The sequence below is a fragment of the Bacillus sp. ok061 genome, from assembly GCF_900108285.1.
Taxonomy (GTDB): Bacteria; Bacillota; Bacilli; order Bacillales; family Bacillaceae_G; genus Bacillus_A; species Bacillus_A thuringiensis_S.
Genome location: NZ_FNUW01000003.1, coordinates 76,643 through 97,723, shown reverse-complemented (window position 1 = coordinate 97,723; position 21,081 = coordinate 76,643). Strand labels below are relative to the sequence as shown.

Here is a 21,081-nt window from a genome sequence, read left to right as displayed (position 1 = left end):
TTTAAGGGGGAAAAGAAATGGTTCAATTAAATGGCAAAGTAGCAATTGTAACAGGTGGAGCAAAAGGGATTGGAAAAGCAATTACAGTAGCATTAGCACAAGAGGGAGCGAAAGTAGTTATTAACTATAATAGCAGTAAAGAAGCAGCTGAAAATTTAGTAAATGAACTAGGAAAAGACGGACATGACGTTTATGCAGTGCAAGCGGATGTTTCTAAAGTAGAAGATGCAAACCGACTTGTAGAAGAAGCTGTGAATCATTTTGGTAAAGTTGATATTCTTGTTAATAATGCTGGTATTACAAGAGATCGTACATTCAAAAAGTTAAATCGTGAAGATTGGGAGCGCGTAATTGACGTGAATTTAAGTAGCGTATTTAATACGACAAGCGCGGTTCTTCCATACATAACGGAAGCGGAAGAAGGAAGAATTATTAGCATTTCTTCTATTATTGGCCAAGCAGGTGGATTTGGCCAAACAAACTACTCAGCAGCAAAAGCGGGTATGTTAGGATTTACAAAATCATTAGCATTAGAACTTGCAAAAACAAATGTCACTGTAAATGCAATTTGTCCTGGATTTATTGATACTGAAATGGTAGCAGAAGTACCAGAAGAAGTACGTCAAAAAATCGTTGCAAAAATCCCGAAAAAACGTTTTGGTCAAGCTGATGAAATTGCAAAAGGTGTAGTATACCTATGCCGTGACGGTGCGTATATCACAGGTCAGCAATTAAACATTAACGGCGGATTATATATGTAATGAAGTAAGAAAAAAGTGCATATCCATAGCAGGAATGCACTTCTTTTTTTTAGAAGGAAATCGACCAAAAAGGAGATAGGAAAATGACTACATTCGCAACAGAATGGGAAAAGCAATTAGAGCTATACCCAGAAGAGTACCGAAAAGCATACCGCCGAGTGAAAAGGGCGAGTGAAATTTTATTACGTGAACCAGAGCCGCAAGTAGGATTAACGCCGAAAGAGGTTATTTGGACGAAGAATAAGACGAAGCTTTATCGCTACATTCCAAAACAAGAAAAAACACAAAGAGTGCCAATTCTGTTAATATATGCTCTTATTAATAAACCATATATTATGGATTTAACTCCTGGAAATAGTTTAGTGGAATATCTAGTGGATCGTGGTTTTGATGTGTATATGCTTGATTGGGGCACATTTGGTTTAGAAGATAGTCATTTGAAATTTGATGATTTCGTGTTTGATTATATTGCAAGAGCAGTAAAAAAAGTAATGCGAACTGCAAAAGCGGACGAGATTTCTTTACTTGGTTATTGCATGGGTGGAACGCTAACTTCCATTTATGCAGCACTTCATCCGCACATGCCAATTCGTAATTTAATTTTCATGACAAGTCCTTTTGATTTCTCTGAAACAGGATTGTATGGTCCTTTATTAGATGAGAAATACTTCAATTTAGATAAAGCGGTTGATACATTTGGAAATATCCCGCCAGAAATGATTGATTTCGGAAACAAAATGTTAAAACCAATTACGAACTTTGTTGGTCCATATGTTGCTTTAGTAGATCGTTCAGAGAATGAGCGCTTCGTCGAAAGCTGGAGATTGGTTCAAAAGTGGGTTGGTGATGGTATTCCGTTCCCAGGTGAATCATACAGACAGTGGATTCGTGATTTTTATCAAAATAATAAACTGGTTAAGGGTGAACTTGTTATTCGCGGACAAAAGGTAGACCTTGCAAATATTAAGGCGAATGTCTTAAATATTTCCGGGAAACGTGATCATATCGCTTTGCCATGTCAAGTAGAAGCATTACTAGACCATATTTCTAGCACAGATAAACAATATGTATGTTTACCGACAGGGCATATGTCTATTGTTTACGGTGGAACAGCTGTAAAACAAACATATCCGACGATTGGAAATTGGCTTGAAGAGCGTTCTAATTAAAAATAAAAAATCCAACTAGCCTATGTTAGTTGGATTTTTTTATGGAAAATAACAAAACATAGAAAGGAGAAATTTATATTTTAGGAGTATGATTATGAAACTTATGACCGGTAAGTTGTTTTGGAATACAGGAGTTTCTGTACCTTGTTATCCACCGTTAGAAAGTGATATGATATGTGATGTACTTGTAGTCGGAAGTGGCGAAGCAGGTGCTCATATAGCGCATTCGTTAGCGAAAATTGGCATGAGTGTTACACTTATTGAAAAAAGAGCAATTGCGTGTGGTAGCACAGCTGCTAATACAGGTTTACTACAATTTCTTCATGATAAATCGTTAACCTCTCTTATTCATACATTTGGTAAAGAAAAAGGGCTACGAGCATATAAGCTTTGTTATGAAGCGCTAAGAACAATGGAAGAGGTTATACCGACTCTTGATATTGATCCCCATTTTATTCTGCGAAATAGTTTATATTATGCAAGTAAAAGTGAGGATGTCTCATTTTTACAAGAGGAATATAATACGTTACAGAATTATGGATTTCCAGTTGAATATTTTACAGAAGCTGATATTAAGAAACGTTATTCTTTTGCAAAACAAGCAGCGTTATATACGCAAGGTGATGCTGAGGTGAATCCGTATTTACTAGCGCATAGTTTTTTGCATAAAGCAAATCAAATGGGAGCCAATATATATGAACATACAGAGGCAATACATATAAAAAAACACCAAAATGATTTAATTTGTTACACGAAAACAGGAAATCAAATTGTAGCAAAGAATATTATTATGGCGACAGGTTATGAAGCGCTTTTTGGAAAGAAAGAAAAGAATACAACAGTAGAAACTTCTTATGCAATTGTAACAAATGAAATAGATCAGTTTGAAGGCTGGCATGAGCGATCGTTAATTTGGGAAACGGCACGGCCCTACTTATATTTTCGAACGTATCGAAACCGCATTATTGTAGGCGGATTAGATGAAGCGATGCAAATTCAAACAATCGGTGATACGAAATTATTGCATAAGCGTGATATCCTTATTAATATTGTAAAAGAACTGTTCCCGCAGTATAAAAATATACAGGCAGACTACTATTGGGCAGCCGCATTTGGTGGTACTCATGATGGTCTCCCCATTTTAAAAGAAGACGAAAAGATACATAATTTGTTTTACGCATTGCCGTATGGAGGTAATGGAACTGTATATGGAATGGTCTTTGCCAAATTATTTGAGCAGTTATTTACAAATAAAGAAAGTAAAGATTTTTCTTTATTTAATCGATAGAAAAAAGGTAGCGAAGTGATGGAATGAGAGATATAAAAAAGTTTTTACAAAAATTACGTCCTGTACAACTCATTGTTTTGTTTTATTTATTAGCGGTAGTTGTATCGGTAATATTGCTTAGTTTACCGTTTGTTACGAAGCCTAGTGTGAAATGGACATTTATAGATGCCCTTTTTACATCGGTTAGTGCGGTAAGTGTTACGGGACTGTCTGTTATTACGATTTCAGATACGTTTACTACAGCAGGAATTATTGTTTTAGCCCTTATTTTACAATTAGGCGGCTTAGGAATTATGGCGCTTGGTACATTTGTTTGGATCATTACGGGGAAAAAGATTGGTTTGCAAAGAAGAAGATTAATTATGGCAGACCATAATCAAGGAAATTTATCGGGGCTTGTAGAATTGATGCGTTCTATTTTAATTGTAATTATTTCGATAGAACTTATTGGAGCAATCCTATTAGGTACAAGATTTTTACTTTATTTTCCGACTTGGCAAGAAGCTTATTTTCACGGTTTCTTTGCAGCGGTTAGTGCGACTACGAACGGCGGATTTGATTTAACAGGACAATCATTAATTCCGTATAAAAAAGATTATATTGTTCAAATGATTCATATGTTACTAATTATTTTAGGAGCGATTGGTTTCCCAGTGCTAATGGAAGTGAAACAATTCTTTAGTAAAAGGGGACAACAATTATTTCGTTTTTCATTATTTACAAAATTGACGACAACAACATTTTTTGCACTCGTTGTTGTTGGTACAATTATGATTTTTTTACTGGAGAGAAATCATTTTTTAGTAGGAAAGTCATGGCATGAAACTGTATTTTATACATTATTCCAATCTGTGACGACGCGAAGTGGTGGACTTGCTACGATGGATATACGTGAATTGTCACAACCGACGCTTTTATTTATGAGTATATTAATGTTTATAGGGGCATCTCCAAGTTCGGTTGGGGGCGGAATACGTACAACAACATTTGCTGTTAGTATATTGTCACTATACACCTTTGCAAGGGGCGGTAGAACAGTTAGAGTCTTCAAACGTCAGTTACATGAAGAGGATGTACTGAAAGCATCTGTCGTTATGACGATGGGGATTTTGTTATGTGCTACTGCGCTATTCATTTTATCTATTACGGAAAATGTACCGCTTATGAGCTTAATTGTTGAAGTTTGTTCTGCTTTCGGAACGACGGGACTATCAACAGGTGTTACGCCTGATTTAACAACTGTTGGGAAACTTGTACTCATTGTGCTTATGTTTATCGGACGCGTTGGTATTTTAACATTTATTTTAGCTAGTGGTGGAAGGGAACAACCACCTCGCTATAAATACCCGAAAGAACGGATTATTATTGGATAGTAAAAAACCATTCTACCTACGTTAGGTAGAATGGTTTTTTAGTCGTTAATGCCAAATTGTGGATGCATAAAAGTTTCATTTTTATTATCTGATTCGTTTTTTAGCAACTCTTGATTTTCTTCTGAAATCCACCCAATATCATTTGTAGGATGGATCCACTCATCACCAGCCATAATGGCAGGATCTACTTCATCACTCCAATTGTTAAGTGGACTGTTCTCGGAATTATATTTACTGTCTCCAATTACAACATCATATTGATTCACAAAAGGTTGTTGCATCGTTTTTCCTGTTCCTTTAAAAGATGGAAAATGCATTTGATGCGGGAGCGTTTCGTCTAAAGTTGGTGATTGAATCTTTTCTTTTTTCTTCAAAATCATCGCTCCTTTTTATAATGATTTCTTCATACGTAGTATTTCCATCGAATGCCTCTTATGTACTTGTTAACACTTGCCAGTAATAATTATTTTAAATTGTTTCAAACTAGAGTAGAAAGTGATTTCTTGAGAGCAGGTGAATGTATTGGTAAAAAGAAAAGTGAAACAAAATGCGGCAATCAATAATAATAAAACTCCGAAAGAAAGCTTACCAGATGCAGAATTTGCATTAGAGTATGAAGGAGAAAATAGCGCAAAGTATGCTAATCGTAATTCAAAAAAAGGGAAACAAAAATGAGGCGTTTTTTACAAACGCCTCATTTTTTTGTGGGATTATAAAGGTTTTTTTAATTATTTGTAAATTTAGTGTTTTTTATTAGCAGAAAAATGCGAAAAAACATAGAAGTAGCAACGTATTACACAAAAACAAACAACAAATAAAAGATTAATGTTGGTTTAATACTGCTTTTACACTAGTTGTTTATATTTGAGTTGTACATAAGATTTGTAAAAGGAGAGAGAAACAGTGAAAAAAACAATCTTTAAAGCTGTAGCGACTGGAATGGTATTTTCGTTATTAATGGGGTGTGGTGCAAAGAAGGAAGAAAGTGCTGGAGCGAAAGTGAAAGATGACAAATTATCTGGATCATTAACTGTTTACACAGCAATTGAAGAAGAGCTTGTACCAATTTATCTTGATTCCTTTAAAAAGAAATATCCTGATGTGAAATTAAACATTGTACGTGATTCAACAGGAGTTATTACTGCGAAATTGCTAGCTGAAGGGAAAAATACACAAGCAGATGTTGTATGGGGAACTGCGGCATCAAGTCTATTAGCTTTAGATAAAAAAGATATGTTAAAAGGATACTCTCCAAAAGGAGCAGATCGTGTTCTTCCGCAATTTAAAGATGATAAGCAACCTGAAAAATGGGTAGGAAATACTGCATTTATGACGGGGATTGCTGTAAATAAAGAAGAGTTAAAGAAGAAAAATTTACCGATGCCAGAATCATATGAAGATTTAACGAAACCAGAGTATAAAGGAACACTTGTTATGCCACATCCAGCATCATCTGGAACAGGATTTTTAACAGTTTCTGCATGGCTACAAATCATGGGTGAAGATAAAGGCTGGGATTACATGAAGAAACTTCATGATAATATGGCAAGTTATACGCATTCAGGATCAAAACCAGCAAAATTAGCAGGAGCAGGTGAATATCCAGTCGGTGTATCAATGGTTTATAGTGCTTTAAAAGAGAAACAAAAAGGTGCCCCAGTTGAAGTTGTACTGCCGAAAGAAGGATTAGGATGGGAAGTAGAAGCGAACGCACTTATTAAGAAAGATAATGCGAAAAATGATAAATTAGCGCAAGCATTTTTAGATTGGGCAATTACTGATGATATAATGAAGTTATACTTTGAGAAAAATGGATTTGCGACAATTAAAAATGACTATAAACTTCCAGAGGGATTCCCGAAAGATGTTACTGAAAAATTATATAAAAAGAATGACTTTAAATGGGCAGCAGAAAATCGTGACAAAATTTTAGAAAAATGGGAAAAAGAGTTTGGCCAAAAAGCAGAACCGAAAAAGTAAGTGAGTGGGAGAGAGAAAAATGAGCGAATATTTATCAATTCAACACATTCAAAAACAGTTTGATGCATTTACAGCGTTAAAAGATATTTCTTTTACTGTGAACAAAAATGAGTTTGTTTGTTTATTAGGCCCAAGTGGCTGTGGGAAAACGACGTTGCTTCGCATTTTAGCGGGACTAGAGGAACCAACGACTGGCAGTATAGCTGTGAATGGCAAAGATATTACAGCATTGCCTCCTGGAAAGAGAAACTTCGGAATGGTTTTCCAATCGTATGCTTTATTTCCGAATTTAACAGCACTTGAAAATATTGAATACGGCTTAAGGACAAAAAAATATGGGAAAGCAGAAGTGAAAGAGAAAGCGCTAGATGCGTTAAAACTTGTAGATTTGCTGAATGTAAAAGATAAATATCCTGCTCAAATGTCTGGTGGACAACAGCAGCGAGTAGCACTTGCACGTGCGCTCGCTCTGTCTCCAGATATTTTGTTACTCGATGAGCCGTTATCAGCTTTAGATGCAAAAGTGCGTGAAAAATTACGTAGAGAAATGCGTGATTTGCAAGAGGAAATAGGAGTAACGACGATTATGGTAACGCATGATCAAGAAGAGGCATTAACGATGGCTGATAAAATTGTTGTAATGAATCATGCGGAAATTATGCAGATTGGAACACCAGAGGAGATTTATCAAAGACCAGCCAATCCGTTTGTGGCAGATTTTATTGGTTCTATTAATTTCTTTTCGAAAAATAACGAAGAACATGCAATTCGTCCCGAACATGTAACAATTGTACAAAAGGAAGGTATTAAAACAGTTGTGGAAAGTATGGAATTTCGCGGATCCGTATATCGGACGGAAGTGCGAGTCGTAGAAGAAAACACACACCTTTATAATGAAAAAATTGTAGTGGATATATTAGCATCAGAAGTAGAAGCAACCGCTATTAGAAAAGGAAAGCCGATTCAAATCTCTTTCTCAGAAAATCATATGTTGTCATATGGAAAGAAGGTCATTGTATAGATGGAGATGTTAGAAAACTATAAGGTAGAAAGTACGAAAAAAAAGATTAAGAGAAGTATTGGGAAAGAGGAATGGATCCAAAGGCTCGTAATTATCGGTATGATTCTTTCCTTCCTTATCATACTTGTATTGCCGCTATTACAACTATTTACACAAGCTTTTTATAATAAAGATGGAGTTTTCATTGGTTTAGCGAATTTCAGTAAATATTTCACAACACCAACTTTAGTTCAGTCTTTACAAAATACAGTATGGATTTCGGGCGCAACAACAATTATTTCAGTTGCAATCGCATTCGTTTACGCATATGCAATTGCCCGTACGAATGTTTTTGGAAAGCGTGTATTTCAGTATGTAGCGTTATTACCATTGTTCGCACCAACGATGATGCACGGTATAGCACTTACATATTTATTTGGTAATCAAGGGCTAGTAACGAAAGGAATGTTTGGGTTATTTGAAGGTATACAAATCCCTTTATATGGACCAGTAGGAATTGTAATAGCTGAAGTTATGTATACATTTCCGCAAGCATTTCTTATATTGCTAATTGCCTTTCAAGGATCTGATTATCGTTTATATGAAGCTTCTAATATGTTAGGGGCGAGTAAAACAAAGCAATTTTTCACTGTTACTTTACCTAGTGTAAAGTACGGATTAATTAGTGCAATGTTTGTTGTGTTTACACTTAGTTTTACTGATTTTGGGGCACCAAAAATTGTTGGTGGGCAATATAATGTGCTTGCTACTGACGTATACAAACAAGTAATTGGGCAGCAAAATATGCCGATGGGTGCAACTGTCGGAATGATTTTATTAATCCCAGCTATATTCGCATTTGTAGTTGATCGTATTACGCAAAGAAAGCAGGCGAATTTCTTATCTTCAAAAGCAGTACCATACAGAATAATAGCTAATAAGAAAAGAGATGTAATCTCATTCATATATTGTAGTGTAATTACACTTATGATCATTCTATTATTTGTTGCAGTTGGTATTGCTGCAAGTGTGAAAGTATGGCCATATAATATGAGTTTTACATTTGAGCATTTTAATTTTTCGAGTTTAACAGGAGATGGACTTGAAGCATTTAAAAATAGCGTAATTGTTTCAGCAGTTACAGCAGTTATTGGGGCGATTTTAACATTTGTATTCGCATATGCAATTGAGAAAATAGACCAGCTACAATTTTTTAGAAAAACAGGTTACTTTTTCTCTATAGTGCCGTTAGCGATACCAGGTTTAGTACTCGGATTAGGATATGTCTTTTTCTTTAGTCAACCAACGATTCAAATTCTGGGACTATCAGTAACGAATCCGTTTCATTCTTTATACGGAACAATCGCTGTGTTAGTACTAGTAAATATCATTCATTTTTATTCTGTAACATTTGTCACGGCAACGACTGCCTTAAAGAAATTAGACCGAGAGTTTGAGCTTGTTTCGCAGTCGATGGGTATTCCGTTTTATAAAACATTCTTCCGAGTAACAGTACCAATGTGTTTACCAGCAATTTTAGAAATGGTAATGTACTACTTCGTAAATTCGATGGTAACTGTGTCAGCAGTTGTATTCTTATATGCAGCTGATTTTAAACTAGCTGCCGTATCAATCGTAAATATGGATGATGCAGGAAATGTAGCGCCAGCAGCTGCAATGAGTGTACTTATTGTTGTTACAAATATTGTAGTGAGAGTTGTATATGAATGGGGAACGAAAGCACTTCGTAACCGAACTTCACAATGGCAAAAAAGATAAGTAAGAAGGGTGATGGACAGAATGAAAATTGAAGCAGTTATTTTTGATTGGGCAGGTACGACAGTTGATTACGGATGTTTTGCACCACTAGAAGTATTCATGAAGATTTTTCATAAACGCGGCGTTGAAATTACAGCAGAAGAAGCACGTAAGCCAATGGGATTATTAAAAATAGATCATGTAAGGGCACTAACAGAAATGCCTCGTATTGCGGATGAGTGGAAGCGTGTCTTCGGTCAATTACCAACAGAAGCAGACATTCATGAGATGTATGAAGAGTTTGAAGAAATTCTCTTTTCTATTTTGCCAAGTTATGCTACGCCGATTGATGGGGTAAAAGAAGTAATCGCTTCTTTACGTGAGAGAGGCATTAAAATCGGTTCAACAACTGGTTATACGAGAGAAATGATGGATATTGTAGCAAAGGAAGCGGCGTTACAAGGATATAAACCTGATTTTCTTGTTACGCCAGATGATGTTCCAGCAGGCCGTCCATATCCATGGATGTGCTATAAAAATGCAATGGAACTTGATGTGTATCCGATGAACCATATGATAAAAGTAGGGGATACAGTATCAGATATGAAAGAAGGTAGAAATGCTGGAATGTGGACAGTTGGTGTAATTCTTGGAAGTAGTGAGCTCGGTTTAACGGAAGAGGAAGTGGAGAGTATGGATTCGGTAGAGCTTCGTGAAAAAATAGAAGTAGTTCGTAATCGGTTTGTTGAAAATGGGGCTCATTTTACGATTGAAACGATGCAGGAGCTCGAAAACGTAATAGAACATATCGAGAAACAAGAACTAATTATTTCATAAAAGGGGCACTGGATCATGAATGAAAATCACTATTTATTATTAACACCAGGACCATTAACGACAACAAAATCAGTAAAAGAAGTTATGCTATACGATTGGTGTACGTGGGATGTTGAATATAATACGATGGTGCAAGAAGTAAGAGCTAAACTTGTATCGTTAGCGACGAAGGAAGAAGAGAAATATACAACAGTGTTAATGCAAGGAAGCGGTACGTTTTCAGTTGAAGCAGTAATTGGTTCTGTTATTCCGGCAAATGGGAAGCTTCTCGTTTGTACAAATGGTGCGTACGGTAAGCGCATTGTGCAAATGGCAGAGATGTTACAGATTGATGTAGTGGTCAGTCAAACAGAAGAGTGGGAACCTACTAATATTGTAGAAGTAGAAAAGTTATTGCAAGAAGATAAAGAGATTACGCATATTGCAGTTGTTCATTGTGAAACAACGACAGGTATTATAAATCCAATTGTAGATGTATGTAAATTAGGGAAGCAGTATGGGAAGGTTACAATTGTTGATGCGATGAGTAGTTTCGGCGGGATTGAAATAGACATTGCTGATTTACAAATTGATTTTTTAATTAGTAGTGCAAATAAGTGTATTCAAGGGGTTCCTGGATTCGGATTTGTAATCGCAAAACGTGATGAATTATTGAAGTGTAAAGGAAAAGGACGTTCTTTATCTCTTGATTTATATGATCAATGGGAAACGATGGAAAAACAAAATGGGAAATGGCGTTTTACTTCACCTACACATGTTGTACATGCTTTTTATCAAGCACTACTTGAACTAGAAAAAGAGGGTGGAGTGAGAGCGCGTTACAATCGATATTACAACAATCAAAAACTACTAGTGAATAGAATGGGAGAAATCGGATTTAAGCCACTAGTAGATGAGAAATATCAATCTCCTATTATTACATCTTTCATTTATCCAAAAGAGGGGTTCGAGTTTCAACAGTTATATAACGAATTAAAGCGTTATGGATTTGTTATTTACCCTGGAAAAATTTCGAAAGTAGATACGTTTCGCATTGGAAATATCGGTGATGTACATGAAGAAGATATTAATCGCTTAGTTGATAGTATTGCTAAAGGAGCTGTTATTGGATGAAAGTATTTTGCTTAGGTGGAGCAGGTAAAATTTGTCGTGAAGCTATTTTGGATTTAGTTCAATTTTCATCTTTTGAGACGATTACAGTAGCTGATTTTAACGAGGAAGAGGGCCGTAAAGTAGTAGAATGGCTCAACGATCCTCGTGTTGATTTTGTAAAAGTAGATGTAACGAATCACGAGGATACGGTTGCAAAAATGATTGGTTATGACATTGTAATGGACGGTACGACGATAAAGCTAAACGGATTGTCGACCCGCTGTATTGCAGAAGCAGGCTGTCACGGTGTGAACTTAAATGGATTTGGTGAAGAAAATGAATCGCATGCTATATTTGTTCAAAACGAAAAAACATGTTTACCTGGATTTGGCATGACGCCAGGTGTAACACAAATGATGGCAATGCATGCAGCAAATCAACTGGATACTGTAGAGTCGATCCGCGTAAGTCACGGTTCGTATCGTCCGATTGCTTTTTCTGCATCAATTACAGAGACAACGACATATGAATATGATCCACATTTACCATCGCGTACAGTGTATGAAGATGGTGAATTTAAGCAAGTACTTCCGTTTGCGCGTCCGAGAGAAATAGAATTGCCAGCGCCTTATGGTAAGACAACGCAGTATATAATCCCGCATTCTGAAACAATTACGTTAGCAAAGGCACTAGAAAATAAAGGTATCAAACTGATAGAGACGAGAGGAACTTGGCCAAAGCAAAATATGCAACTTGTACGTGCTTTATATGATTACGGCATATTGCGTAATGATCAGATTGAAATAAATGGGAAAGAAATTGGTATTATGGATTGTATTTCGCAGTATTTATTACAATCGAAAGAAGGACAAGAAACAGAGGTTTATGGTTATGCACTTCATGTAGAAGTAATAGGTATGAAAAATAATGAGAAGCAAAGACATGTGTTATATCATACACATCCGTTATCTGATGGTTCTGTTGTAGGATGGGAAAAGTTAAGAGCGTATACGAGAAACGTCGGTATTCCATTTGGGATTGCTGCAGAGTTAATTGCAAATGGAAATGTAAATAGGGTGGGTGTTGTTACGCCTGAAGAAGCTTTTGAAAATCCACAATTGATTTTTGATGAGCTAGCAAAGCGCGGTATTCATATTCATGAAGAAGTTTCTGCTTATAAAGAAAATTACAACCTTGTATAAATAAGGAAGTTTATGAGGGAGATATAAATGAGGTGAAGCTATGTCTGTAGTAGGAGAAGAAAGAAAGCGAACCATTCTTGAAAAGGTAGAGTTTAAAGGGAAAGTAAAGGTTTCAGAATTAGCGAGAGAATTTGCTGTATCAACAGAAACGATTCGTCGATATTTAGAAGAATTAGATCGTGAAAAGAAGCTGAAGAAAGTGTATGGTGGAGCTGTTCAACTTCCAGGCGCTGGGGTAGAGGCACCAATGTTAGAAAGAGAAATGCTACATATAGAAGAGAAGAAAAGAATTGGTTATAAAGCAGCGACATTTGTAGAAGATGGTGATGTTATTGCAATTGATGATGGAAGTACACCGCTTCAAATGGTTCCATACCTTGTTCATCGTAAAAACTTAACGATTGTAACAAGTTCATTTCCAGTCGCAACACAATTAATTTCTTCTATTAATAAAAAGATGTTTCACGGTGAAGTTTTATTTATAGGTGGAAAAGTATCTCCAAAGCATTCGCGTGTATCAGGGTCTATTTCTCAGCAAGTAATACAGCAATTCCATTTTCATAAAGCGTTCGTTTCGATTGATGGGCTATTACCTAGTTTTGGAGTTTCCAGCTTTGAATTAGAGAAAGCGAAATTGTCAGAGGCGATGATGAAATTAGCTGAGAAAACATATATTTTATGTGATCATACGAAGGTAGGCGTGAAAGGGAATTATCGTATAGCAGCATTTTCACGTATTCAACATGTAATTTGTGATAAAAAAATGCCATATAGTTTTGAAGAAGAACTTATGAAGCATAATATTCAGTGGACAGTTTGTTAAATACAGTGAAAGTACCTAAACTCCCGCCTAATTTTTAGGAGGGAGTTTTATTGTCTGTAAATCGTAAAATAAAAGATTTGCATTTATGCAAAAAGTGGACACATTTTCTCATCTCTTTCATATAATTTACCAATACAAAAAAAGTTGGTCGAAGGAAAGAAGGGCGAACATGTCAGAACGAATATATAATAAACTTGTATTGTACGCGAATATTTTGCAAAAAATCGGTGTCATTAATGAGAAGGAAAAAAGTGAAATTCTTCATACGATAGGTAAAAAAGCCCTTTGAATAAAGGGCTTTTTATTATTTATCTTTAAAAATATAAATTTAATGTAATGTTCTCATTGACATTGATAATGAGATTCATTATCATTTATTTGTGGATAATTGATAAGTATTATCAATTATAAAAATTATATATGATAGGGGATATTATTTTGAAAAAAAATTATATGAAGGCGCTAGTAGTAGCGACAACATTAGCAATTCCATTTGCTACGTACTCTACTCCAGCATTAGCAGCACTAAAAGTTGAAGCAAATCAATCGGTAGCAGCAGCGAGTGATCGCACGTATGATACTGAGATTAAAATATATAAGGATCAAAAAGACGAGCCATCTATGGTTTCTCAATATATAAAAGATCCTAAAGTAACAATTGTAGCTGGCAAAAAAATTGTCACTGTAACAATGCAAGATAGCGATTATTTTCAATATCTTAGAATAGAAGATAGAAACCAGCCTGGTGTATTTCATGATGTGAAAGTTTTGTCAGAAGATAAGAGGAAGAATGGAACGAAAGTAGTTCAATTTGAAATTGGCGAGTTTGAGAAGAAGCACAATATGCAAATGCATATACTTATTCCAGCTATTGGATATGATCACAAATATCAAGTTCAATTTGAAATTAAAGATCCAACTGTAGGTAACAAAGAAACAGAGAAACCAGATGATAACTCTAATTCAGGCAATACGGAAACGGATAATCCAGTTGATAATCAAAACATGATAACAGATAACAAATTAAGAGAACTTGTTAATAAAAAAGTATTTAATAGAAAAGATTTAAATACACCAATTACGAAAGAAGAGTTATTACAAGTAAAGGATTTGTTTTTAAATACAAACGAGATACTTGATTATAGTGCATTAAAATATATGCCAAATTTAAAATCTTTAACAGTTGCGAATGCAAAGATAAAAGATCCGTCGTTCTTTGCGAACCTAAAGCAATTAAATCATTTAGCTTTGCGTGGTAATGAATTTTCAGATGTAACGCCACTTGTTAAGATGAATAATTTAGAGTCTCTTGATTTAAGTAATAATAAAATTACAAATGTTGCACCACTAACTGAAATGAAAAATGTAAAAACTTTATATCTATCAGGCAACCAAATAGAAGATGTAACAGCATTAGCGAAAATGGAACAACTAGATTACTTGAATTTAGCAAATAATAAAATTAAGAACGTTGCTCCATTAAGTGCTTTAAAAAATGTAACATACTTAACTTTAGCAGGTAATCAAATTGAAGATATTAAACCGTTATATTCATTACCTTTAAAAGACTTAGTATTAACGCGTAATAATGTTAAAGATTTATCGGGTATTGATCAAATGAATCAATTAAATAAATTATTTGTCGGGAAAAATCAAATTAAAGATGTGACACCACTTGCTAAAATGACTCAGCTTACAGAATTAGATTTACCTAATAATGAATTAAAAGATATTACTCCATTATCAAGTCTAGTAAACTTACAAAAGCTTGATTTAGAAGCGAATTATATTTCAGACTTATCACCAGTGAGCAATTTGCAAAAATTAGTATTTCTAAGTTTTGTTGCAAATGAAATCCGTGATGTCCGACCAGTTATAGAACTAAGTAAGACGGCTTATATCAATGTCCAAAACCAAAAAGTATTTTTAGAGGAAACAGAAGTAAATAAAGAAGTAAAAGTACCTATATATGAAAAAGATGGTGAGGTTTCTACGAAAATCCGTCTGAAGAGCGATAACGGTACGTATAGTAATGGTGTAGTGAAATGGAGTACACCAGGTGAGAAAGTATATGAATTTGGTGTGAAAGATCCATTTGCGGATACAGGAATCTTCTTTACAGGGTCTGTTATTCAAAATGTAGTAGAAAGTAAAGACGGTAATACATCTAAAGAAGATGAGAAAACAGAAGTGGTAGAATTTAAAGATGTACCAAAGGGACATTGGTCAGAAGAAGCAATTAATTACTTAGCGAAAGAAAAGTTATTTATAGGCTATGGAAATGGTGAATTTGGATTTGGTGATAACATTACTCGTGGACAAGTAGCTCTTCTAATACAAAGGTATTTAAAATTAGAAAATAATCTAGAACCAAAAACGGCATTTACAGATACGAAAGGAAATATGTATGAAACGGCTATTGATGCAGTGGTTCAAGCTGGTATTATGACAGGGTATGGAAATGATATATTCCGTCCAGATGGAGTATTAACTCGATATGAAATGTCAGTAGTACTACAAAGAGTATTTCAGTTAAAAGAAAATGAAAATAGTGCAGAGAATTTCAAAGATATACCAAATGGCCATTGGGCGAAAGGATATGTGAAAGCTCTAGTAGATAATAAAATATCAAAAGGTGACGGGGAAGGGAATTTTTTAGGAGATAATTTCGTAACACGTGAACAATATGCACAGTTTTTATATAATGCAATAAAGAAATGAAGTGAAACTTTAATCTGTGGGGGTTTTGTTTATCCCCCACAGACTATTAGCCCTCACCAATCGGGCTTTTACGGGCAGCCCGCCCCCCCACCTAACTTCTTTGCTTTCGCTGAATTTTGAGGTGGGGGTCTTACTGCTCAGCAAATAGCGGGATAAAAAGTGAGGAAAATGCACTATTCTTTAATTAAAGAATAGTGCATTTTTTTATGTGCAAACAATAGATAGGAGTATAGACATATGAATAGCCTATTTTAAAGAAGAACCGCGAAACTATATTGACAAAAAAGCATTCTCATGTGATAATTCAATTAAATTTTTAGAATAATCAAAAAATATTCCTTTTACATAGAAAGGATTCGAACCTTATATGAATATTATGCCGGGGGTGACGAAATGTTATTTTTTCTGAAGAAATGGAATGAATTAAAAGATGTGAAATCTGAATTGGCACTTCGTGATTGGTTTTATGGTACCAAAATTAGTTTGTCGCTATGTACGTCAAAAGAGCCGTTAACATTTTTAGTAAATGTTGAGGGAAGAGATAAAGGGCTATTTTCGGAAGAAGATTTTATTGTCGTAAATTGCATGTGCGAGTCAGTATTTGAAAATGAAGAAAAACCAGCTGCAGAGTCATTTATGCATGCGGATATTTATAAAAAAAGTAGTGCAGGATGTATTTTACAAGTGCAGACTGTAGATAGTCATTTAATATCTGAGTTATATGGAGAAGAAGGAGAAGTAACGTTCGATAAACGCAGTGTGGAACGTGTTTTCGGAAAAGAAGGTATAACAGAAATGACAATTCCAATTGTAGAAGATGAAAAAAAATTCGCTGATTTATTAGAAAGAAATGTTCCGAATTTCATTGAAGGTGGAGGAGTAGTTCTTGTTCATAATTACGGCATGATTGTGTGGGGAAAAACGCCAGAAGAAGCGAAAAAATGGCTAGAGGGTATAGAATATTTAATGAACTATCATGTAAAGTTATTAATGATTAAGGGCGCAAGAAGCTCTGTTATATAAAAATGAATGTGATATGGCTACAAGTTAATAAATAAATGAAAGCGTTTTAAAAATAATTTCACTCATAAAATATAGGTCTCCTTATTATATATAGATTACATGTTGACATGTAAGGAGGAACATATTTTGCGAGTTAAATATCATTTTCTGCCAAAGCAGCAAGTAACATTTTGCAAAATAAATGATTCTGGTGAAGAGGCACTGCAAACGATGAACAAAACGGGATTTCGAGCCATCCCGGTATTAGCAGAAGATGAGAAGAAATTCACGGGGATTATTTATAAAGTAGATTTATTAGAAAAAAAATGCAATAGCGGATTAGAGCATGTAAGTGCAGGAGATATGCTTGACAATTCCAATGCATTTATTTTTGAAAAGGATTCCTTCTTCAGAGCCTTTTATGTAATTCGTCGGCTTCCGTTTTTAGCCGTGCTAAATGATTATAATGAATTTGTCGGTATGTTAACGCATTCGAATATATTTGATGTTATTGAAGATTCATTTGGTATGCGAACAGGTGGTTATATATTAACAATTGCAACACAAGATTGTAAGGGAACGATTAAAGAGCTTGGGACATTGTTAAAAGCATATAATATCGGTGGGTTGTTTACACTCGATAACGGTGATCAATATATCCGCCGCGTTATTGTAAATATATCAGATGAGTTAGATGAAACAAGATTAAAGCAATTAATCGGAAAAATAGAGAAAAAAGGATTCAGAGTGAGTCATGTAGATTATATTTAAGTTAAAAAGAAAAGTACCTATCTGTTATATAGATAGGTACTTTTCTATGTGAGTAATAAACTTTATTTTGAAACAGGAGGCGGGGATAATGCTAGATCAGATAAAAAAATAAAGTCTGCATGCTCACGAATTTTAGGGATAGAAGTTTCAATAACGCGTGATGTAATTTCACCTGGGGGGCCCACATGCCCGATAGCTACCATAATAGGTTTTTCTTGAATTTTTTTGATGAGTAATTGGGCTTGTTTTGAAATATGTCCTGCTGTATACACATCATCAAAAAATAGTTGGTTTTCAATAATAGGAACTCCTAATTCTTTTCCGATTTTTGGGACGACACTATTAGGATTAGTTTTACTATCTAAGTAAAATAAACCGTGTTTTTTACAAGCAGCAAGTATAAGGCGAACAATTCTTTCATCCGCTGTTACTTTTGACCCCATATGATTGTTCATTCCTATTGCATGCGGAACTTCTTGAATCGCTTGTTCAAGTCGGTTGTTTATTTCTTCATCGCTTAAATCGGTTGTAATTGCTTTCGGTCCAAGCCATTCTTTTTTACCTTTAATAGGTTCCATTGGCATATGTATAATAACTTCATGGCCTTTCTTATGGGCAGCTATTGCATCTTCTTTTGTGGAAGGAAGAAAAGGCATAACAGCAACAGTGAGTGGAATGGGAAGTGATAACATTTGATTAGTCCCCTTCATATTATTGCCGAAATCATCAATGACAATAGCAACTTTATTCGTATGAGCATTTGCTTGAATAGGAAATAAGAAGGACGGTAAAAACAAAACAATGATGAACAATGCAATCGTATATTTTCGCATATAAATATTTCCTTTCTATTGTTATCTCGCTATTTGTGGGTAGTAAGACTCCCACCTCAACATTGGGCTGGATAGGTGGGAGAGTCACTGCCGATAAACGCCCGATTGGTGAATGCTAATAATCAGTGGGGCTGAACAAAAAACACTGATTAAAGTTTCACTTTATCAATCATCATTATGTTTTGCTTTTTTATATAAATTAAACAAAAAATGTCGAAGAAAAGTAGGTGGAAAATTAAGAATCCCCGGTTTACGTAGAATTTGTAAAAAAAGAAGATGAAAAAAATGTCTATTATTGCGAATGTATTTACAAAGATAGAATAATTTGTAATAATTCTCAAAGTGAGGGTAAAGATTTGTAAATTACAGGGAGAAAATGTTAAAATTTCTGATTCTTCAAATTTGCATATGATTAAGTAGTTAAAAAAGTCAATGGAGAAGTGAAGTTGAGAGCATGGAAGTATAATAAGGGGGATATGGATGTTTACTGTAAAAAGGAAGTACACATTAGAAAAGCTTTCACGTGATATTCATATGAAACGTGAAGAAATGATTCAACTAGGATTAACAAGTGGGCTAAATAGTAGGGAGACAATTCAAGTTAGTCAAGAATTGGACAAGCTTATTTTACAATATCAGTGTTATAAAGAAAAACAAACACCGAAATGGTTTTCAATTATAAAAATACCAATTTTCCAAATCGGGTATGAAGGAAAATCGAATAATTTTTGGCGAATGCTTGTCGCTGGTTTTATGAAATAAGTATAATTACCCTTATAGGATAAGGATAATTATACTATGTGTAACGGAATTTCGATATGAACTGTCGTTCCTTTGTTTTCTGTACTGTCAATAAAAATATGCCCATTATACATCTCTACAATTCGTTTACATATGACAAGTCCAAGACCTGTTCCAGTATCTTTATTAGTAAAGAACGGATGAAAGAGGTGTTTTTGAATATGTTGTGGAATCCCTTTTCCAGTATCTATAATCTGCAATTGTGCGTGTGTTTCATTGTTTTTTACTACAATGGTTAGTGTATCACTAGAAGTCATGGCCTCAATTGCATTTTTTGTAATGTTTAAAACCACTTGTTTCATATGGTCTTTCGAACAACGGATATGAACAGGATGGTCTGGCAAATGTAAATGGAATACAATGTTATGTAAATTCGCCTCAGATTGAATAATTAATGCTACCTCATTTAGAATTGTTCTTACGTCATATGTTTGTTCGATGATGGCGGTTGGCTTGCCGAGAATAAGAAATTCACTTACAATTTCATTGATTCGCTCTATTTCTTGTTCAATTACGGAAAAGTAGAACTGATCTTGTTCATCTTTATATTTCTCTTTTAATAGAGCGACGAGTCCTTTAATTCCAGTAAGAGGATTACGGATTTCGTGTGCTGTACTTGCTGCAAAAGTTCCAACTAATTCAATTTTCTGTAGTTCATTTTGTTGTCTTTCAAGCTTTGTTTGACGTTTTAACAACATATATTGAGCAAGTAAAAATAAAATAGACATTAAAAATAAAGTAGCGATACACTCTATTGCAACCCACTGGTATAAGGTTTTTTGATGAATAGGTAATGGTGAAACAGAGACCTTCCAATTTAATCTTTGGAGTGGGGTAGTAAGCATATTAGAATGCGTATCACTTGTGTCATTATTATCATCGGTTAGAAAAACTACATCATGTTTATCAGTTACCTCAAAATGGTATTGTGGTTTAATGGCATTTAAAGAAGATGAAATGTAATCAAAGCGTAAACTAGCTAATAATAATCCTGAGAGCTCCTTCTGTTTATTGAATATGGGGGCAGCAATCATAATAGCTTTATGTCCAAGAACGCGATCAGTAATGACTGATGATACAGTGGTTTTTTTAGTTTGTAGCACGTCTTGAATATATTTACGGTCTGAAACATCTATAGGCTTTGATTCATCTTCAGATGCGATTGTAATGACCCCTTTTGGTGTAGCGTAATATAGACCAGAAAAGCGTGCATCGTTTCCATCTGTATCATGTACAATTTGTTTAATGCCATTTATATTACCAGTCTCGGTGCCTACAACTTTTGCAAGCATGTCTAAAGCAGAAATTGCTTCACCAAGATGATGATCTAAATAGTCTCTATATAAAAAGAGAACTGTATGAGCGGATAATTTGTTTTCCTGTTTCATTTTATATGTATGATACGAATAAAATGTAGCACCAATCCCTATCGTCGGTAGGATAACAAGCAATATATATATAATTATGCTTTGGAATTTGACTTTCAAATGTGGTACTCCTTCTTTTTTTATTATCATTATATATAAACTATGTTAAAATTGTCATGTTTTTATTCAAGAATGATTCTTAATATATTAGGGGAGAGGAAATGGATGAGTGAATGCTCATTCGGAATTCACATGAAGTATGAAGTGGCATTTTCTTTTTATTGCTGAGAATTTAAGTGAAGG

Annotated in this window: 19 protein-coding genes; 16 read left to right on the top strand and 3 right to left on the bottom strand. The window is 34.7% G+C overall.

All coding sequences use genetic code 11. From position 1 onward, the window contains the following. Positions 1 to 17: 17 nt before the first annotated feature. The 4 genes from C4S65_RS05520 (at position 18) to C4S65_RS05505 (ending at position 4,591) form a co-directional block, all read left to right on the top strand. The gene (locus C4S65_RS05520; RefSeq protein ID WP_000250407.1) at positions 18 to 761 is read left to right on the top strand and encodes an acetoacetyl-CoA reductase; all 744 of its coding nucleotides are present in this window, start codon (positions 18 to 20) and stop codon (positions 759 to 761) included. Between the two features lie 83 nt (positions 762 to 844). Next, positions 845 to 1,930: a class III poly(R)-hydroxyalkanoic acid synthase subunit PhaC gene (gene phaC, locus C4S65_RS05515; RefSeq protein WP_061668013.1), complete on the top strand. Its 1,086-nt coding sequence runs from the start codon at positions 845 to 847 to the stop codon at positions 1,928 to 1,930. A gap of 94 nt (positions 1,931 to 2,024) precedes the next feature. Next, positions 2,025 to 3,218, top strand: coding sequence for an FAD-dependent oxidoreductase (locus C4S65_RS05510; RefSeq protein WP_086406002.1), 1,194 nt, complete (start codon positions 2,025 to 2,027; stop codon positions 3,216 to 3,218). 23 nt (positions 3,219 to 3,241) lie between these two features. Continuing rightward, positions 3,242 to 4,591: a TrkH family potassium uptake protein gene (locus tag C4S65_RS05505; RefSeq protein ID WP_061668011.1), complete on the top strand. Its 1,350-nt coding sequence runs from the start codon at positions 3,242 to 3,244 to the stop codon at positions 4,589 to 4,591. Between the two features lie 38 nt (positions 4,592 to 4,629). Here C4S65_RS05505 and C4S65_RS05500 read toward each other — a convergent pair whose 3' ends face one another. Beyond that, the gene (locus tag C4S65_RS05500) at positions 4,630 to 4,965 is read right to left on the bottom strand and encodes a DUF3905 domain-containing protein (RefSeq protein WP_000726029.1); all 336 of its coding nucleotides are present in this window, start codon (positions 4,963 to 4,965) and stop codon (positions 4,630 to 4,632) included. 148 nt (positions 4,966 to 5,113) lie between these two features. Between C4S65_RS05500 and C4S65_RS34285 the strand changes: the two genes are divergently transcribed. From C4S65_RS34285 to cbpA, 11 genes are all read left to right on the top strand, one after another. After that, positions 5,114 to 5,266, top strand: coding sequence for a hypothetical protein (locus C4S65_RS34285; protein ID WP_000240799.1), 153 nt, complete (start codon positions 5,114 to 5,116; stop codon positions 5,264 to 5,266). 228 nt (positions 5,267 to 5,494) lie between these two features. Continuing rightward, the gene (locus C4S65_RS05485) at positions 5,495 to 6,571 is read left to right on the top strand and encodes a putative 2-aminoethylphosphonate ABC transporter substrate-binding protein (RefSeq protein WP_103945163.1); all 1,077 of its coding nucleotides are present in this window, start codon (positions 5,495 to 5,497) and stop codon (positions 6,569 to 6,571) included. Between the two features lie 19 nt (positions 6,572 to 6,590). Beyond that, on the top strand, positions 6,591 to 7,592 hold the full coding sequence (locus C4S65_RS05480) for a putative 2-aminoethylphosphonate ABC transporter ATP-binding protein (protein WP_000006199.1): 1,002 nt from the start codon (positions 6,591 to 6,593) through the stop codon (positions 7,590 to 7,592). Next, the gene (locus C4S65_RS05475) at positions 7,593 to 9,350 is read left to right on the top strand and encodes a putative 2-aminoethylphosphonate ABC transporter permease subunit (protein ID WP_000425530.1); all 1,758 of its coding nucleotides are present in this window, start codon (positions 7,593 to 7,595) and stop codon (positions 9,348 to 9,350) included. A 21-nt stretch (positions 9,351 to 9,371) separates the two neighbouring features. Next, on the top strand, positions 9,372 to 10,166 hold the full coding sequence (gene phnX / locus C4S65_RS05470) for a phosphonoacetaldehyde hydrolase (RefSeq protein WP_000687384.1): 795 nt from the start codon (positions 9,372 to 9,374) through the stop codon (positions 10,164 to 10,166). 15 nt (positions 10,167 to 10,181) lie between these two features. Continuing rightward, entirely contained in the window at positions 10,182 to 11,279 is a 1,098-nt protein-coding gene (gene phnW / locus C4S65_RS05465) for a 2-aminoethylphosphonate--pyruvate transaminase (protein WP_001004779.1), read from the top strand. After that, on the top strand, positions 11,276 to 12,460 hold the full coding sequence (locus tag C4S65_RS05460; protein ID WP_000862159.1) for a saccharopine dehydrogenase C-terminal domain-containing protein: 1,185 nt from the start codon (positions 11,276 to 11,278) through the stop codon (positions 12,458 to 12,460). Before phnW ends, C4S65_RS05460 begins: the two co-directional genes overlap by 4 nt. 40 nt (positions 12,461 to 12,500) lie before the next feature. Further along, positions 12,501 to 13,283: a DeoR/GlpR family DNA-binding transcription regulator gene (locus tag C4S65_RS05455; protein WP_000117666.1), complete on the top strand. Its 783-nt coding sequence runs from the start codon at positions 12,501 to 12,503 to the stop codon at positions 13,281 to 13,283. Positions 13,284 to 13,721: 438 nt separating this feature from the next. Further along, positions 13,722 to 16,004: an NEAT domain-containing leucine-rich repeat protein gene (locus C4S65_RS05445; RefSeq protein WP_103945162.1), complete on the top strand. Its 2,283-nt coding sequence runs from the start codon at positions 13,722 to 13,724 to the stop codon at positions 16,002 to 16,004. 393 nt (positions 16,005 to 16,397) lie between these two features. After that, positions 16,398 to 17,027, top strand: a complete 630-nt coding sequence (locus C4S65_RS05440; RefSeq protein WP_000896005.1) for a class II aldolase/adducin family protein — start codon at positions 16,398 to 16,400, stop codon at positions 17,025 to 17,027. A 126-nt stretch (positions 17,028 to 17,153) separates the two neighbouring features. Further along, entirely contained in the window at positions 17,154 to 17,777 is a 624-nt protein-coding gene (gene cbpA / locus C4S65_RS05435; RefSeq protein WP_001264214.1) for a cyclic di-AMP binding protein CbpA, read from the top strand. A gap of 62 nt (positions 17,778 to 17,839) precedes the next feature. On the opposite strand, the gene C4S65_RS05430 is transcribed toward cbpA, so the two are convergent. Beyond that, the gene (locus C4S65_RS05430) at positions 17,840 to 18,610 is read right to left on the bottom strand and encodes a divergent polysaccharide deacetylase family protein (protein WP_001234107.1); all 771 of its coding nucleotides are present in this window, start codon (positions 18,608 to 18,610) and stop codon (positions 17,840 to 17,842) included. A gap of 480 nt (positions 18,611 to 19,090) precedes the next feature. On the opposite strand from C4S65_RS05430, the gene C4S65_RS05425 reads away from it, so the two are divergent. Next, positions 19,091 to 19,372: an aspartyl-phosphate phosphatase Spo0E family protein gene (locus tag C4S65_RS05425; RefSeq protein ID WP_000495536.1), complete on the top strand. Its 282-nt coding sequence runs from the start codon at positions 19,091 to 19,093 to the stop codon at positions 19,370 to 19,372. A gap of 29 nt (positions 19,373 to 19,401) precedes the next feature. Here C4S65_RS05425 and C4S65_RS05420 read toward each other — a convergent pair whose 3' ends face one another. Beyond that, entirely contained in the window at positions 19,402 to 20,898 is a 1,497-nt protein-coding gene (locus C4S65_RS05420) for a DUF3149 domain-containing protein (RefSeq protein ID WP_061668006.1), read from the bottom strand. Positions 20,899 to 21,081 lie beyond the last annotated feature (183 nt).

Coding starts and splice junctions, on each gene's coding strand:
- C4S65_RS05480 (WP_000006199.1), top strand. CDS start 6,591: ATGAGCGAATATTTATCAATTCAACACATTCAAAAACAGTTTGATGCA.
- C4S65_RS05430 (WP_001234107.1), bottom strand. CDS start 18,610: ATGCGAAAATATACGATTGCATTGTTCATCATTGTTTTGTTTTTACCG.
- phnW (WP_001004779.1), top strand. CDS start 10,182: ATGAATGAAAATCACTATTTATTATTAACACCAGGACCATTAACGACA.
- C4S65_RS05510 (WP_086406002.1), top strand. CDS start 2,025: ATGAAACTTATGACCGGTAAGTTGTTTTGGAATACAGGAGTTTCTGTA.
- C4S65_RS05440 (WP_000896005.1), top strand. CDS start 16,398: ATGTTATTTTTTCTGAAGAAATGGAATGAATTAAAAGATGTGAAATCT.
- phaC (WP_061668013.1), top strand. CDS start 845: ATGACTACATTCGCAACAGAATGGGAAAAGCAATTAGAGCTATACCCA.
- C4S65_RS05520 (WP_000250407.1), top strand. CDS start 18: ATGGTTCAATTAAATGGCAAAGTAGCAATTGTAACAGGTGGAGCAAAA.
- C4S65_RS05505 (WP_061668011.1), top strand. CDS start 3,242: ATGAGAGATATAAAAAAGTTTTTACAAAAATTACGTCCTGTACAACTC.
- C4S65_RS05475 (WP_000425530.1), top strand. CDS start 7,593: ATGGAGATGTTAGAAAACTATAAGGTAGAAAGTACGAAAAAAAAGATT.
- C4S65_RS05460 (WP_000862159.1), top strand. CDS start 11,276: ATGAAAGTATTTTGCTTAGGTGGAGCAGGTAAAATTTGTCGTGAAGCT.
- C4S65_RS05455 (WP_000117666.1), top strand. CDS start 12,501: ATGTCTGTAGTAGGAGAAGAAAGAAAGCGAACCATTCTTGAAAAGGTA.
- C4S65_RS05425 (WP_000495536.1), top strand. CDS start 19,091: ATGTTTACTGTAAAAAGGAAGTACACATTAGAAAAGCTTTCACGTGAT.
- phnX (WP_000687384.1), top strand. CDS start 9,372: ATGAAAATTGAAGCAGTTATTTTTGATTGGGCAGGTACGACAGTTGAT.